Annotated in this window: 17 protein-coding genes and 1 tRNA gene; 5 read left to right on the forward strand and 13 right to left on the reverse strand. The window is 60.1% G+C overall.

What is annotated here, in order from left to right:
• Positions 1-6 precede the first annotated feature (6 nt).
• From bchY to EDC35_RS12925, 5 genes are all read left to right on the forward strand, one after another.
• Complete coding sequence (gene bchY, locus EDC35_RS12905) at positions 7-1,401, forward strand: chlorophyllide a reductase subunit Y (protein ID WP_132977661.1); 1,395 nt, start codon at positions 7-9, stop codon at positions 1,399-1,401.
• Positions 1,402-1,528: 127 nt separating this feature from the next.
• Positions 1,529-2,128, forward strand: a complete 600-nt coding sequence (locus EDC35_RS12910; protein ID WP_132977662.1) for a hypothetical protein — start codon at positions 1,529-1,531, stop codon at positions 2,126-2,128.
• A gap of 214 nt (positions 2,129-2,342) precedes the next feature.
• Positions 2,343-2,582 carry a DUF4160 domain-containing protein gene (locus EDC35_RS12915; RefSeq protein WP_279387998.1) on the forward strand — a complete coding sequence of 80 codons (240 nt, stop codon included), beginning with the start codon at positions 2,343-2,345 and terminating at the stop codon, positions 2,580-2,582.
• A complete protein-coding gene (locus EDC35_RS19145) occupies positions 2,575-2,826 on the forward strand; it encodes a DUF2442 domain-containing protein (RefSeq protein WP_132977664.1) in 252 nt (83 codons plus the stop codon). Before EDC35_RS12915 ends, EDC35_RS19145 begins: the two co-directional genes overlap by 8 nt.
• A 256-nt stretch (positions 2,827-3,082) precedes the next feature.
• Entirely contained in the window at positions 3,083-4,462 is a 1,380-nt protein-coding gene (locus EDC35_RS12925; RefSeq protein ID WP_132977665.1) for a hypothetical protein, read from the forward strand.
• Between the two features lie 40 nt (positions 4,463-4,502).
• On the opposite strand, the gene EDC35_RS12930 is transcribed toward EDC35_RS12925, so the two are convergent.
• From EDC35_RS12930 to EDC35_RS12990, 13 genes are all read right to left on the reverse strand, one after another.
• A complete protein-coding gene (locus EDC35_RS12930) occupies positions 4,503-5,579 on the reverse strand; it encodes an EAL domain-containing protein (RefSeq protein WP_132977666.1) in 1,077 nt (358 codons plus the stop codon).
• Between the two features lie 365 nt (positions 5,580-5,944).
• Positions 5,945-6,313 (reverse strand): hypothetical protein, encoded by a 369-nt coding sequence (locus EDC35_RS12935; RefSeq protein WP_132977667.1) that lies wholly within the window; start codon positions 6,311-6,313, stop codon positions 5,945-5,947.
• A 25-nt stretch (positions 6,314-6,338) separates the two neighbouring features.
• Positions 6,339-6,629: a helix-turn-helix domain-containing protein gene (locus EDC35_RS12940; protein WP_165903431.1), complete on the reverse strand. Its 291-nt coding sequence runs from the start codon at positions 6,627-6,629 to the stop codon at positions 6,339-6,341.
• Positions 6,630-6,875: 246 nt separating this feature from the next.
• The gene (locus tag EDC35_RS12945) at positions 6,876-8,087 is read right to left on the reverse strand and encodes a phage major capsid protein (protein WP_132977669.1); all 1,212 of its coding nucleotides are present in this window, start codon (positions 8,085-8,087) and stop codon (positions 6,876-6,878) included.
• A 74-nt stretch (positions 8,088-8,161) separates the two neighbouring features.
• Entirely contained in the window at positions 8,162-8,443 is a 282-nt protein-coding gene (locus EDC35_RS12950) for a hypothetical protein (RefSeq protein ID WP_132977670.1), read from the reverse strand.
• 8 nt (positions 8,444-8,451) lie between these two features.
• Positions 8,452-9,057: a hypothetical protein gene (locus tag EDC35_RS12955; protein ID WP_132977671.1), complete on the reverse strand. Its 606-nt coding sequence runs from the start codon at positions 9,055-9,057 to the stop codon at positions 8,452-8,454.
• Positions 9,058-9,401: 344 nt separating this feature from the next.
• A complete protein-coding gene (locus EDC35_RS12960) occupies positions 9,402-11,504 on the reverse strand; it encodes an AAA family ATPase (RefSeq protein ID WP_132977672.1) in 2,103 nt (700 codons plus the stop codon).
• Positions 11,501-11,854, reverse strand: coding sequence for a hypothetical protein (locus EDC35_RS12965; RefSeq protein WP_132977673.1), 354 nt, complete (start codon positions 11,852-11,854; stop codon positions 11,501-11,503). The genes EDC35_RS12960 and EDC35_RS12965 overlap by 4 nt, the downstream gene beginning before the upstream one ends.
• Complete coding sequence (locus tag EDC35_RS12970) at positions 11,851-12,348, reverse strand: hypothetical protein (RefSeq protein WP_132977674.1); 498 nt, start codon at positions 12,346-12,348, stop codon at positions 11,851-11,853. The genes EDC35_RS12965 and EDC35_RS12970 overlap by 4 nt, the downstream gene beginning before the upstream one ends.
• A 311-nt stretch (positions 12,349-12,659) precedes the next feature.
• Positions 12,660-12,914, reverse strand: a complete 255-nt coding sequence (locus EDC35_RS12975; protein ID WP_132977675.1) for a hypothetical protein — start codon at positions 12,912-12,914, stop codon at positions 12,660-12,662.
• A 154-nt stretch (positions 12,915-13,068) separates the two neighbouring features.
• Positions 13,069-13,869 (reverse strand): hypothetical protein, encoded by an 801-nt coding sequence (locus EDC35_RS12980; RefSeq protein WP_132977676.1) that lies wholly within the window; start codon positions 13,867-13,869, stop codon positions 13,069-13,071.
• Positions 13,866-14,933 carry a tyrosine-type recombinase/integrase gene (locus EDC35_RS12985; protein ID WP_132977677.1) on the reverse strand — a complete coding sequence of 356 codons (1,068 nt, stop codon included), beginning with the start codon at positions 14,931-14,933 and terminating at the stop codon, positions 13,866-13,868. Before EDC35_RS12985 ends, EDC35_RS12980 begins: the two co-directional genes overlap by 4 nt.
• Positions 14,934-15,074: 141 nt before the next feature.
• Positions 15,075-15,161 (reverse strand) — tRNA-Leu (locus EDC35_RS12990).
• Positions 15,162-15,163 lie beyond the last annotated feature (2 nt).

Genomic DNA, 15,163 nt, shown 5'->3' on the forward strand with positions numbered 1-15,163 from the left:
TCAGCGATGGTCCAGGATTCGACTCAGGCGAGTGGCTGCGCCAGCGCCTCGGGACAAAAGCGCGGCCCGCACGATCAGCCGCAGACCATGTGCCCGGCCTTCGGCGCGCTGCGCGTCGGTCTGCGCATGCGCCGCACCGCCATGGTGCTGGTCGGCTCCGGCTGCTGTGTCTATGGTCTGAGCTTCACCGCGCATTTCTACGGTGCGCGACGCTCAATCGGCTATGTGCCCTTCGACTCTGAGTCGCTGGTCTCGGGCCGGCTGTTCGAGGACGCGCGCGAGGCGGTGCTCAAGCTCGCCGACCCTGACAAGCTCGATACCATCGTCGCCATCAATCTCTGTGTGCCGACCGCTTCCGGGGTGCCGCTGCGACTGCTGCCCAAGGAAGTGAACGGCGTGCGTATTCTCGGTATCGATGTGCCCGGATTCGGCACCCCGACCCATGCCGAGGCCAAGGACGTGCTCGCCGGGGCCATGCTCCAGTACGCCCGTCTGGAGGCCGAGCAGGGGCCGGTGCAGGCCCCGCGCGGTGGACGCGCCGAGCGCCCGACCGTGACCCTGCTGGGTGAGATGTTCCCCGCCGACCCGGTCGGCATCGGCATGATGCTCGACCCGCTGGGTCTGGCCGTCGGCCCGGTGGTGCCGACCCGCGAATGGCGCGAACTCTATGCCGCGCTCGACTGCCGGGTGGCGGCGGCCATCCATCCGCAGTATCAGGCCAGTGCGCGCGAATTCGCCGCTGCCGGTCGCCCCATCGTCGGCTCGGCCCCGGTCGGGCGCGATGGGACGGCGGCCTGGCTGGATGCCATCGGTCAGGCGTGCGGTATCGCTCAGGACAAGGTTGACACAGCCAAGAACAAGTTCCTGCCCGCCATTGGTGGCGCGCTCGCCGCCATGCCGATCAAGGGCCGGGTCATCGTCTCCGGCTATGAAGGCTCGGAGCTGCTGGTCGCGCGTCTGCTGATCGAATCCGGCGCGACCGTGCCCTATGTCGGCACCGCCTGCCCGCGCACGCCCTGGAACGAGCCGGATCTGGCGTGGCTGGAGGAGCGCGGCGTCCCGGTCCAGTTCCGCGCCTCGCTGGAACAGGATCTGGCGGCGGTCGAGTCGCTGGAGCCGGATCTGGCGATTGGGACGACACCTGTGGTTCAGGCGGCAAAGGAGCGGCAGATCCCTGCGCTCTATTTCACCAACCTGATTTCGGCGCGTCCGCTGATGGGACCGGCGGGTGCTGGGTCGCTGGCGCAGGTCATCAATGCCGCGCTTGCCAACAAGGAACGCTTTGCCACCATGCGGGCCTTCTTTGAGGGCGTGGGCACGGGCGAGACCAGTGGAGTGTGGCCGGTGATGCCGGTCAAGCGCGGAACAGGGCGCGCGGCTGGCAAGTCTGCGCAGTTGTAAATTAAGGGATAGGACGTTTGTCGTGATTCACAATTTCGTTGGTTGGACTGCGTGCAGTCTGGCTGACGGAATTGTGTGCGCAATCTAGAATACGTTATGCCTCTGAGAAATATAGCTGAGGACTGAAATGTTAGAGCAGGAAGCATTAAATCATTGGCGCTTCTTTATATCTTTAGAGAAAGATTTAATGACCGTAAAGGATTACATCGAAATCGCTCAGGACAACTACAACTCTTACTCTTTTGAGCTATCAAAAATACTCCAGCTATCGTGCGCCGAAATAGATTGTATATGCAGATTGCTATGTAAAGAGATTGATCCTTCCACTGACTATCAAGATCAAGCTGTATTTAGCGGAAACATCGCGCAATATAGAAAGACCGTATTAACCAACCTGCCTAAACTTCCCGAGGCTGAGGTTCACATAACAACACCTGGAATCAACGCATTTAGGCCGTGGGCTGACTGGCAATCGCTTGACTCGCCTACGTGGTGGAAAAGCTATAACAACGTCAAACACTATCGCCATGTTTGTTTCAAGGAGGCAAATCTGAAAAATGTGTTAGAAGCAATGGCGGCCTTGATGATTATAGCGTCTTATCTTTATCGAACAGTTGTGGCTCAACCTTATGCTAACCCGATGCCCCCGCCAAAATTATTTACAAGCGAATATACAAGCCCTTTCTTGCTTGCACGTGCAAATAGTGAGCTGCCAGACTTCGCATAACACGCGCCTCAAGCCAGTCCCATACTGCGTCTACAGAGCCGTATCTAGCGAGGTATGATGGGTAGAACGGCCACGCGATGATCTTGACGGTTGCTGTAACGCTTGTTGGCCGTGAAACCCATCATTCACCGCAGCTACAATCTACAATCGTTCGTGACAGCTTGGACTTTGTTTTGAGAGCAACTGAATGCCAGTTTTGTCAGTGTTTTTTGGAATGATTGTACGCATGTGGCACGACGATCATCCGCCGCCACACATTCATGTTGCGTATCAAGGATTCGAGGCTTTAGTGCAAATCGACACAGGCCAAATTCTAAAAGGCAAACTTCCGAAAAAAGTTGCATCGATTATCAGTGACTGGTGCGAGACTCATCGAGTTGAACTGCTGGAAAATTGGGACCGTGCCCAGCGGTTCGAAACACTTGAACGTATTCAGGGGGCTGATCATGATTAAAATTCTTGAATTCGATTATTTGGGAAACGGATGCCTCGAATTGACTTTTTCCGATGGCGCGAGAGGAATTTTTAACGTCTGGTCTTATTGCTCGACTCGGCATGGTCCTTTGCTTGAACCGCTTCAGTCAGAATCCTATATTAAACGTTGCTTCATCGACATAGGCGCTCTCGGTTGGCCCAATGGCTTGGAGCTGTCTCCGACACGTCTTTATGAACTTTGCGAAATAAAGAAAGCGGCATAACTGCAACGGTCACTGTTTCTGGAAAACCGAGTATTGATGTCCTGCCGGGCACGCTTAGCAAGGATGGGTAGAACGGCCACGCGATAACCTTGAGGATTTCTGTGACGCTTATTGGCAGTGAAACCCATCACTCACCGCAGCAGATAGTAATCCATCCATCCATGGCCTATCGCCGAACGAAAGCGCAAGAGATTTGGGCTGTCGATTGGGTGAGCTTTTTTGCGCAAAACGCCATTTCTGGTAGGAAGTGTTTGCCATGAAAATCAAACTTGCTTTGTTTTCTATCCCGATACTGATGGCGGCTATTTCGTCAATGGCTTCATCGCATTATACGATCTGCGGCGAAGAAGGAAAGGCATGCAATATAGATGGCGGCAAACCTGTTATTTTGCGATATGGGGCGAATCCGGCCTCCGAAGACCAGCCTGAGAGTGATTCAGGTGGATATATCTATACTCCGTTCAGCGGAATCAATGAGATATGGTGCGGCAATGATCTCGGCGATCCGGCTTGGGGCATAGCCAAACAATGCGATACCATCGATAACATTCCATCGATTGCCGGTGTCGAATCTCATGTTTGGGGATATCAGTGCGCTGATCAAGATGGGAGCTGTCAAATACATAACGCGGATATTCCAACGTGGGTCCATTATTATGCATCTGATGCGGATGGCAATCTTAAGGCAATTACAGGCATTCAGGACAACACCTTTCCCTGCACGAATGCGCAATTCAAGTACGATCCACTGCCGGACGCAAAGAAAAAATGCAATATCGGCGAGCCCGTCATCAAAAATAACGATGGCTATCCCGTCAAACTGAATTGGATTGAATGCGCAGCCGAAGATCAGTTCTGTCAGCTCAGGATGCCTGATGGAAGCGATTGGATAGATGCGGCTGCGAACACCCCGGTCCTGATGCGATTCAGCTTTTGGGGTCGGTCGGTTTACCAGCTTGGTTCATTTAAAAAAGGCTTCCTGTGCTCGCATTCGACTTTCGGAAACGATTCGACGCCTTATTCGACAAATGGATACTGTTCTTATGTTTTACTGCCTAACAAATATCGGGCGAATGTTCAAATTGCATCCTCGGATTCGATCATCGGTGGCGATGTTCCTCAACCGAAAATGTTGGGTGGATTACAGTATGGGAGAACATTTGTCGCGTGGCAGAAAGTCGCTGAATTTAAATGCGCCAAAGGCGCTGAATGTGATTTAAGTTACGCTCTTGCTTATGGCTCATCGAGCAAAAATTATTTTACGAAAACGACGGAGTGGGCCGAGTGGGTAACGAATTCGGTTGGATTGGGCGTCGTGGGTATCAAGGCTTCTGTTGAAGCATCGGCGAATTATGGCGATTCTGAGAATTTTCAAAACGCTTTAAATGTCGAGTACGGACAAAAAACAACGATAAACTGTGTCGAAAACAAATCTCCGTATGCTTATCATCTGGTTCTGTATCAATTCGAAACCCAGACCGATATAACCTGTATTTTGAGTGGAGATTGCAGCACAGTTACCCAAACGATGGATACATTTTGCGCTGTCAATCCACCAGACGGTTATCAGGGGCCACAATGCCTGCCTGGTGATTGTGCGGATGAATTTTGTTACACATGCAAAAATTCGATTTAGCCAGGATGGGTGGAATCCTTGGTTTTCCAGCAAGATTGGTTCAGGATTTTGTCCAAAACTCCAGGCCGTTCGGCTGCGGCGGCTCAGGAGCCGGACGGGCGAACAGATAACCCTGGAGCAGATCCGCCCCTTCGGCCACGACATGGGCCAGTTCGCCGGGGGTTTCGATGCCTTCGGCAAGCACTTGAATGTCCAGCTCGCGGGCGATTCCGATCAGCGCCCGAAACACCGTCTGACGACCCGGATCGGTGTCGATATGGCGGATGATCTCCATATCGACCTTGATGATGTCGGGCCTGATCTGGGCCAGCAGGTTGAGCGAGGCATAACCGCTGCCGACATCGTCCAGCGCCACGCGATAACCGGATGTGCGATAGAAGTCGAGGATGCGCTTCAGATGCTCGATATCATCGACCCTTTCGGTTTCCACCACCTCGAAGACGATGCGATCCGGCGCGATCCCCAGATTTTTCGCCCAGCCGACCGTGCTTTGCAGACAGTGCGCTGGGTCATAGATGGCGGTCGGAATGAAATTGATGAAAAGCTGGCCGTCCAGACACTGCGCCGCCGCACTGTGCAGGGCCGTTTCGCGCGCCTGACGATCAACCTGAAACAGCAGATCGTTGTCGGCTGCGGTGGACAGGATCTCGCCCGGAAACATCAGGCTGCCATCCTGACGCTGTCCGCGCAGCAGCGCCTCATGCCCGATGACCGCCCCGGTGTCGGCGGCCAGAATGGGCTGAAACCAGGAGATGAAACGCCTGTGTTCCAGGATGTCGAGCAGGGCGTCGGCATCCAGCAGACTCAGCCAGCGATCCAGGGTGCGGGCGCGGGTGAAGGCGTGGAAGGTCAGGGTCTCGCCCGAATCCAGCCGCAGCGCCGAAATGCCCTGATATTCGAGACGGTTGAAGGCGCCCGAATCACGGACGAGGACGAGAAATTCGCGCAGGCGTGTGTTTGGGAGACGGACCACTCTGTCCTCGACGCACCCTCCCAGTCCCTGATGCTCCAAAAAGCCGGTCAGCTTGTCCATCAGCTCGCGCACGGCGCAGGTCAACAGCAGGTTTCCCGGCTCATCGGATGATAGCGGAATCGTCTGGCAGCGAGCGCATGGCATCGTCAGGTTCCCCCGCGAATGTCGCTTAAACAAAAGGGGCTAGGTGTTGCCACCTAACCCCTTAGTTTTTATTGGTACCGAGGGCCGGAATCGAACCGGCATGGGGTCACCCCCGTCAGATTTTGAGTCGTTTAAAATCAACGACTTACAGCGCGTCACAACACATTGCAGCATGATTTTTAAGAATTTTTCACGGGTTCCGTGCGACAGTGTAAGGCGAAAAGCTGGCAGATGTTAGCGAACAGTGGCGCATGAGTGGCGCATGGTATCGCCTATATGCTGAGAGCGCCAATATCAGAACGCAACCAGAAATAGGTTCGGGCGCTCATTTCCGTCACTGACGGAAATGAAAGGCGCAGTAACGGCTAGATGTGGTCTAGATCGGTCTGCCACAGGCGAAGCTGACGGCGCATGCTGCTTGCGCGGGGCGCGCGGCCAAATTGCGCCAGGAGGGCGCGGCGGATCTCGACCGGGCGCCGGCCTTGCTGGTCCAGCGTGATTGCCAGGGCTCTTTCCGGTGCGGTGTAGTGGCGGGAGTCGCCCGTGGTCGGGCTCTCTTCTCTGCGCTGCTCCAGGGCGGTGACGCGGGCGCGAAGGTCTGCCAGGGCGTCCGGTTCGCTCAAGCGATCCAGGGCGCGAAGGATCACGCTGGTCATGGTTTCGCCGGGGCCGGCCAGACTGTGCAGACGGGCGCGGGTGCCGGCGGGGAATTTCAGGGCGATTTGTTCGGGCATAAGGTCTAGATGCGGTCTAGATCGCTCAACGTGCGAGCATTTGCCGGGCGCGCTGCGCTTGGCGAGTCAGGTGGCGTTGCTGGTTTTCGAGCCGGCGGTAAAGGGCGGATGGGTGCAGCTCCAGGCGCTTCGCGGCCTCGGCGATGTGCCAACCGCAGTCGCGCAGCGCCTCCAGAATGTCATGGTCGGTCAGGCGTGGCGGGGGCGGAATCGCGATCTTGGCGCCGGCCAGCTCGGCGGTGATCCGACGAATGACGGTCTCGGCGATCTCGCCGGGCACTTCTTCGCGCAGGATTTTGGTGAAATGCTGAAACACGTGGACCTCGCAGGAAGGGCGCTCGCTGGGTCGCACCCACTTGGCACATCGGCGGCCTGAAATGGGCCGGGCGAGCGGTGCGGCCAGCGGTGGCGGGCGGTCCAGCGAGCGAAAAGGGTGCGCGTCGTGCAGCGCGGGCTGTTCCCGCGCGTCCGGTGACGCTCAGTCTGTCCCGGTGGCGCGGCATTGTTTAGGAGGTTCTTTGCGCCGGGCTATGCCGCGCCTCGCCCGGTGCGCCCGCAGAAATCAGTCGAAAGTCATCCGCACGCAGCCGGTACGGGAGACGACCGCGTAATCGTAGACGTGCGAGCCCGTCAGCACTAACGCGCGGTCGCCTTCGGCGGGCTTGGGATTTCCAGGCCGGAGACGCAGACTTTGGCCCCCCTCGCCGCGCAGCGTGGCGCGGGCCAGGACCGGCCACGCTTCGGGGTCGCTGAACAGGTACCAATGCTTTTCCAGGTAAGCGGTCGGCAACACTTCGGGCGCGGCGCGGTTGTTGGAATCACCGTACATTGCGCAAACGATCTTACGGGCCGCGTGCTCGCTCCCAGCCGGGCAGAGCAGAAATTTCGGCTCGCAATCTGCCGGGGAGCCGTTGACTATCTGGTTGCGCAGCACGCCGATAGCCAAGCCGAGACCGGTTTGCTCGGGTGTGCCAATTACAGAATTCCCGCCCGCCGCGTGGAATGCCGGCTGGCCGTCCGAGAGGGTGTGATCCTGGTTCAGCAACGCGAAGGCGGCGCGCAATTCATTTTGTGCAGCCGCGATCAGTGTGGACTCGACCATGCGCGCAATGGCCTGGATGTCGTCATTCGCGATCAGGATCTCGCTGAAAAACAACCGGATAGGGCTGCGAACCAAAGCCAGATCCTCGGCGCGGGCCTTCGGCGTGAGGTTTTGCCAGGGACGTTGCTCGCTGGTGTCGGCGGCCTCGATCTCGGACTCCAGCTCGACGGTTCCGACCTTGCCAGCGTGATAGTTGTTCAGCTCGACCGGGCGGCAGATTTTCAGGAGCGTTTTCAGGAGCGACGGGGTGCGCGACAACGCCAATCGAGAGGCGAAATCGGCGAGCAAATCGCCAAGATGTGCGGTGCCTGGGCCGAACTGCGCGAAAATCTGGCGGTCGTCCCACGCGGCGGCGTGGCGTCCGTGGAGCGCCTCGCAGGCCTCGCGCGCAAAGTCGCGAAGGCTGGGCGGGTTGAGCGCCAGTTTCGAGAGCACGCCGGGGTAGCAGTCCTCCCCCAACCTCTGCCCGGCCAGCGCCCAAAACAAATCCCGGTGCGCTTCAAGCGACGGGCGCACATAGGGAGTGTCCTCGCCGCGCTCGTATTTTGCGCGAAATCCGGCAGTCAGGCGCTCTTGCGCCTCGCGCAGTTCGGCCAGACTCATGGCCGCAACGCGGGGATCCTTGGCCTCATAGCGGGCGGCGTGGGCGTCGTTATCGTCGTCTGTGTTCACACGGGGTTCCTCGTGGTCGGTGGTCCTTTCGGGCGATAGGGTGAGACTACCGGACACGCAACTGACGCTTGCCGTCAGTCGCTCAACATTTTGAAAATCCGCTCGCGCGAGCAGCCGATTCCACCCCTGAGGACCGCAGTCAGGCGGGTTTCAACATCGTCGCGCGGCAGGCGGGCGCCGGCCTGGATCCGCAGCCACGCGGTTTTGAAGCGTCTCAGCCGCTCGGCGATCTCGCCGGCTGCGCGCCAGGGGCGCGAAAGATCCGGGTCGAGCTGTTCGGCCAGGTCATAAAGGGCGCGGATGCCATCGATCTGCGCTTGCGCGCGCGCGATGCGCTCCTGGGCGGTGCGGGCCAAGGGTGGGCTCATGCGGTGACCTCCGGCTGATCTGCTGGGGGCGGCGGCGGTTCCGCCAGCCGAAGCGCGGCATGGATCGTGTCGGCGGTGTCTTCGTCCAGTCCAGCCAGGCCAGCGGACAGCGGCTCGTCGGCGGCGCGGCTGAATGCCTGATCCAGGCACTCGCACAGCAGGTCATCGTCGATCAGCCCGTCCAGGCTGGTTTCCAGGTGATGCAATCTCCGCTCGGCTCGGATCAGCAGCTCGGCGAGGCATCTTGTCTGTTGCGCAGCTCGGGTTGCGCGAGCCTCGGCGGCGGCGGCGCGAGCCAGGGCGGCGGATCGCTCGGCCTCGGCGCGTTCGATCTGCTGGCGGATCGCGACCAGGATCTTCGAGCGCGCTTGTGGGGCGTCCGACCTCAGCAATTCAGCGGCGGCGCGGGACGGGTTGATTCGTCCGTCCGGGCGGGTCGTCAACTGCCCCCGGCTGACCATCTGACTGATGCGCTGCCGCGTCACTCCGAACAGCCGCGCGCAGTCCGCTTGACAGAGCGCGATTCCATCGGGGTCCAGACCGATGGGCAGCTCGTCGGTTGACGGTGGGGCTTTTTTGCTCTGAAACACGTCTGTTTTCACTAATTTGTCCATCTGTTCAACGGCTTGTAAGCAGTGTTGCCTATGCTGCAACGCCGCGCGCTAGAAAAAACGCGGGGCCGCAATGACCCGCAGCGCAGGAGCCGGGAAGAACCTACTCACTACCCTTGACCCTCTTCGCCTTCTTGACCCTCTTCGCTTCATTCATGATCCGTAACATATTGATATTGATGGTTAAAAAATGATCTATCGAAGAGGGTCAAGGCTTTTTCTGGTGGGTCGTTTTGGGCGCTTGTAAGTCATTGATTTTTGGCGAAGGGGTTCAAAGATCCCGAAGAGGGTCATGTTTTTTGGGTTGAACCGCTTGACCCCCTTCGCTGGTCGGCTCAGGGGAGTGACCATATCCATCCCTTCGCGAAATCCTGCTTGTGGGATTGCACGCCGAGTGCCTTCTTGGCGCGCTTGAGCGTTTCCGGCGAATGGCCGTCGTCGCGCGCCTCCCGCTGGATTTTCTTCACGTCAGCGGGGCCGTCCCTGAGCATCGCCAACAGGAATTCCTTAGCGTCTGCTATGGCGCTGCGCTCCTCTGGATCTGCTCCTGACGCCTCTGCTTGAGCCAGCAAGTCGCGTGCGCTCCCCTCCAGGAAATCGCCCCAGAGAATGCGCGTGGTCTCGATGCCGGGGATCGGTTCGTGAAGCTCCAGGTCATAGGCGAAACCGCCCGTATCGGGGCCGATGTTGGACTTGGCGCGGGCCAGGATCCGCCCGCCTCCCTCGTCTTCCGACAGGCGAGCGGTCGCCAGTACCACACGGGCCAGCGCGCCGAAGGACAGCGAGCCGGTGACGCGCTCAACGGGGTCGCGTCCCGCCGATCCCTTCGTAAAGTGGGAGATTCCAAGCACGGCACAGCGGCGCAGCATCGCCAGATCGACTAGCGGTTGCAGGGCGCGCCGGACCTCGGCAGCCTTGTTGGAATCACCCGCGACTGCCGACACGATGGGATCGACGATCAGCAGCGCCGGCAGCGGATCCATCTCGGCGATATGATCCGCCAGCACGAGGGCATCCTTGCTGGGATCGAAGGACCGCTTCTGTCCGCCCTGGATGAATCCGGTCACGATGTGCACGCGATCCAGATTCGCGCCAGCGGCGAGTAAGCGCGGGACGAGGGTATCTCTGGGGTCATCTTCGCCTGACCAGATCAGCACGTGACCCGGTTCCGCGTGGGTGCCGTCAGGCCAGCGCCCGCCGATGGTCAGGGTGGCAGCCAGCGCCATGGCGAGGGTGGTCTTGCCGGTGCCGGGTGCCCCGGCCAGCACCTCGACCTTCCCGCGTGCAATCCATCCCTCCCACATCCAATCAATCGGCTCGGGCTTGATCGACGATGCCGTGACGACCGTGACCGCGCCCGGATCGATGGACGGTTGACTGCGTCCGCCATTGGCACGGGGTGCCGGATCAGATGCAGCAGCAGGCGAGCCATCGCCCTGGGGCGGCGGTTCGGGCCTTGCGTTTTCACGCGGTTGGGCGGCCTGTCGGGTTTTCCAGCCGAGCGTTGCCGGGTTGATGCCGATCTGCGCGCACAGCCATAGCGCGGCCTCGGTCGCGTCCTTTGCCGGTCCCCAATCCAGGACCAGATCAATCGGCGTCCTTCCGACTTCCTCGCCGAAATCCTTGATGCCTGCCGGCAGGATGGACAGGTCTTCTTCCAGGTTGCGCCCCAGATCGGCGGACGAGACGCGAAAGCCGTCGTGATAGGGCCGCGCTTTCGGCAGAAGGGCGGGAACCCATGCACTCAAGGTTTGCAGCGCCTTGCTGTTCATCTTGGCATGGAACGATTCACCCGGTACGGGGTGCGCGGTCTGCCGGGTGGTGTCGCGCCCTGGGCTATGCAGCGGCGCCAGGGTCTCGACCACAAAGGCGCTCACGTCCTCGATGTCGCCTCTGACCGCATCGCCGGTCACGGTGAAATACCGACCAGCGGCATAGGCTTCGATCCCGCTCTGGTTGGATCCGAGCGACTTGAACGGCAGGCCATAGCCGATGGCATGCAGACCGGTGCCGCTGGGGGAGGTCTCGATATAACCGGGCAAGGCTTCGCCCACGGCAACCAGTTCGGATCGCTGGTCGAGCTGATCCAGGTCGATCCCCTGCCAGTGGTTGCCGGTACCGTCCGGGCCAAGGGCGAAGCCGGCGCCGGTGAAGCGCCCGGTGTCCAATGCCTCAAGCATCTGCTCGAAGGTGCAGAGCCGATCCCAATCCGCTTGGGTATCGAGCACGCCCTGACGGCGGGAACCGTCGCAGTAATAGGGGATTTTGCGCGGTTTCTTCGTCGGGTCGGGGTTGGGCTCCAATCGCCAGACCAGCCAGCGCGGGGCCTCACGCATGGTCTGGGGGATCTCGACCGTCAGCAGCAGACGCGGGTTGACGGCGGGGGTTGAGGGATGGGGAGCGACCAGCGCCCCCGATCCTTGGGGGCTGTCGGTCACGATGCGCGTTCCTCCTTGGCCTTCGCGAGATCATCGTCCACGCGCTGGCGCAACGCTTCGCGAAGGGTGCGGCTGGCCGCTTCGGCCAGGGTGCACCCATCGATTCGAGCGAGGCGTGAGAGCAGCCCGCGCTCGAAGGCGCCGAGCGCGAGACGAACATCTGCGTCGGGATCGTCTTGCTCGCCGGCCAGATCGGAGGCGAGGCGTTCAAGCGTCTCTGACCAGCGGTCGATGATCAGCGCGAGGCCGGTGGCCTCGGGAACACCAGATCCGGCGACGGTTGCGCCGATGTAATCGACCTCGGCGGCCAGCTCATTGAGCGTGTCGAGCACGGGGAGGATGGCGCTCATGCTGCACCTCCCGAAACCGATTCGGCATGCTGCCGGATCGCCGCACTGAGCAGACTCGCGGCTGTTGCATCCGGGTCGCTGCCTTCACGCTCGGCGATCTGAGCCAGCAGCGCGGCTTCCGCTTCGGACAGATCCAGAACCAGAGAGACGGAATCGCTCGCGGCGTCCATCAGCTCGCCATCGGGTTCCACGGCAGAGCCGGCCAGAATCCGATCCGCTTCTTCGCCCAACACGTACCAAAGGCGAGCATGCGCGGCGGTCAGCATTTCCGTTTCATGAGCGCGCCACTTGAGAAACTCATCGATGTGTTGCGCGAGTTCAAGCAGCGCCTCGGCCTTCGGCTCGTATTGCAGCGCCTCGGCTAAGTCGATTGAATCGCGCGACAGGACAAACAGCGCAGCGCGCCGGATCGGTTGCCAGCCTTGGTGCAGCGCCTCGGCCTTCTTGATCTGGCGAGGGGTCAGTGCGGCGTTAAAGGTGAAGGGTGTCTTCATGGGTCGAACCTCAATGCAGAGTTGCAGGGTTCGACTGACAGACAGGCGGGCAGGGGCAGGACAGACGACAGACAGTGCTGACGCACTGCACCCGTGTTGGGTATAATCATCCTGCCGGTGCTCAACTGGTATCGTCAGTCGGGCTTAAATGTCCAGTTCCCTGCCAGGGGATCTGGAACGGCTACAGATTAAACCGGGTCGGTCGCCCAATGCAACGCCTCGCTGTTCACGCAGCGGGGCGCTTTCATTTCCGGTCCACTTCCGGGCCTGTTTTTCTCGCCGGGACTGCCGGCGCTGAACGGATCGGCGGTTCATGCGGCTTTCCTCATCCGCTCGCCGCCCCTTAAGCTGGCGCGACCATCGATCAGCCATGCCATGTATCGTTCCCGGTGAAGCAACAAACGTCGCCCGCGCCGGATCACCGCGCCAGATGCCTCCAGGCCATTGGTGTGCCGATGGAACAAGTCTTCACGAAGACCGCCCACGCTAAGGGCCGGCTCGGCTGCTGCCAATTGTTTGACGCTGTACAGGGTGGGGGTCGTGGTGGGCTCGGTATCTTTGCTCATTTTTTGCCTCTGCCGGCAGGAGTTGAGGGAATCGCGCCGGGCGTTGTCCGGTGCGATGTGGCAGAGATTAAAAAATGAGAGGTGTCCGGTCGCGGACGTTTCCAGCGATTTTCAGCCTCGAAACGTCCGGTTGAGTTGCGCTGGCGTTGCGCTGTCAGTAAAAAATCACGCACTCTCCCGGCTGGAACGGTGGTGCCATCTTGCGCGCGTGCCGGATCAGATCAGCCGATATGTCGCTATCCTGCTCAATGTGCGGTTCCAGGATGGCGCGGGCGATCAGTGCCAGGGTTTCATGGCCGATCCACAGATCGGGGGGCAGAATGCTGACCGCTGCCACAGCGAACGCAGCATCAAAGGCGTGGACCCATGACCTAACCAGCTTGGTGTAACCCACTGTGGCATGGGCTTGATGCGGATACATTGGGGTCGGGTTACTTTCCTCAGCGGCTTGAGCCAGCGCAGCCAGGAGAGCCGCTGGTGGGACAGTCCGCAAGGACTTCTCCACATCCGCCTCTTCCCAATGCTTGAAACGCGGCAGGCGCCATCCGGACGCCTCAAGCAGGGTTTGTGTGTCGGACAGCGCGGTTGGGGTCGATAAGGCGCGATGGGCCGTATGTTCCAGATGATCGTGCAGCAAATCGGCGAGCTGTCCCGACAGCTCGGCAATATCGGCTTGACGCTTGCGCGCCCTTTTTATCTCCGCCTGGAGATCGGGCTGAAATCCGGCACCTGGGGCTGAGCCGATGAACTGGTTCAGGATGAGGCTCCAGCTCAGTGGGTCGGCGACACCTTGGCTGCTCAGGTCGCGCCACAGCTTCTCGTATTTGGAATCCAGCAGTCGGTTCAGCGCCTCCACCTCCAAGGAGTTCCAGCTTGCGGGGTTGCTGGCATGAGCCGCACGGATGACGTTCGCGTGGTTCCAGACATCTCGTGGCAGATGAGCGGGCTTGCTCATTCCGCTGCTCCACCAAAGACCGCCCGATTCATCCGCTCCACCACACCAGTGGTGTGCGCTTCGCTCAGGTGGGCGTACCGCTTCACCATTTGCAGGGTCTTGTGCCCCAGAACCTCGGCGATCTCGGCAACGCTTGCGCCATTCATGGCGAGGTAACTGGCGGCGCTGTGTCGCAGGTCATGGAATTTGAAATCCGCGATCCCCGCGCGGTCGAGTGCGAACTGAAATGCCGCCCGCAATTCGACGGGCTTATCTTTCCGTCCAGGGAAGACCCACGGCGAGGCGTCGATCCTGCTTTGCTGTTGAGCAGCCAGCAGTGCGCGGGCCTGTCCGACCAGGGGGACCAGACGGCGCTCGCCGTTTTTGGTGTGCTCCAGCAGGATCCGCCCCTGTTCGATGTTCACCCGATCCCACGTCAACCCGAGAATCTCCTGCGCCCGCATGCCGGTTGACAGCGCCAGGACGACAGCCGCCAGCAGGTACGGCTGTTTGGATACCCGGCATTCCGTCAGCAGTCGCTCGCGTTCGTCGTCGGAGAGGAAGCGCACTCGACCGCGCGCCTCCTTGAGCTTGGTGACTTTGCGCACGGGGTTGTCGTCGATCCATCCCCATTCGCGCACCGCGACGGTGAAGGCATGCCCCAATGCAGCCAGATAGCGATTGACGGTCGCCCCGTTCATCAGCCCGCCGCGATTGGTCTGGGTGCGTAGCAGTTTGTCGCGAACCTCGCCGATCATGGCAGGGGTGACATCGGCCAGGCTGTAAGCGCCGATTTCCGCGCGCCAATATTGGAGCTGGGCGGTTTGCATCTTCCCCTGACGGCCTTTGAGGGGAATGACATCGCGAAGATAGCGGTCGATCAGATCGGCCAGGGTGCGCCGGGTGCTTTCGATGGTCTTGAAGTGTCGGCGCTCGCGAATCGCGGCCTCGGTCTGGGTACCCCAGCGGGTCGCATCGGTCTTGCGCTTGAAGGTCGCAATCTGGACGGGATGACCTTTGAGCCGGACGCGAACCTGATAGCAGGTCTCGCCGTTGGGATTGATGCGCTTGGTGATGGTTGCCATGCCTTTTTCCGTCAGGTGCGGTCAGGTGTGGCAGTTGATTATAGCGTCAATCTTTTTTGGCAGTGGCGCATGAGTGGCGCATGCGCGGCGAGCGCCACGAAAAAGGGGTTAGGCTTTTTGGCCTAACCCCTTGATTTGATTTGGTACCGAGGGCCGGAATCGAACCGGCATGGGGTCACCCCCGTCAGATTTTGAGTCTGATGCGTCTACCAATTTCGCCACCCCGGCAA

Origin of the sequence: Thiobaca trueperi, assembly GCF_004342175.1 — a bacterium.
GTDB classification, from domain to species: domain Bacteria; phylum Pseudomonadota; class Gammaproteobacteria; order Chromatiales; family Chromatiaceae; genus Thiobaca; species Thiobaca trueperi.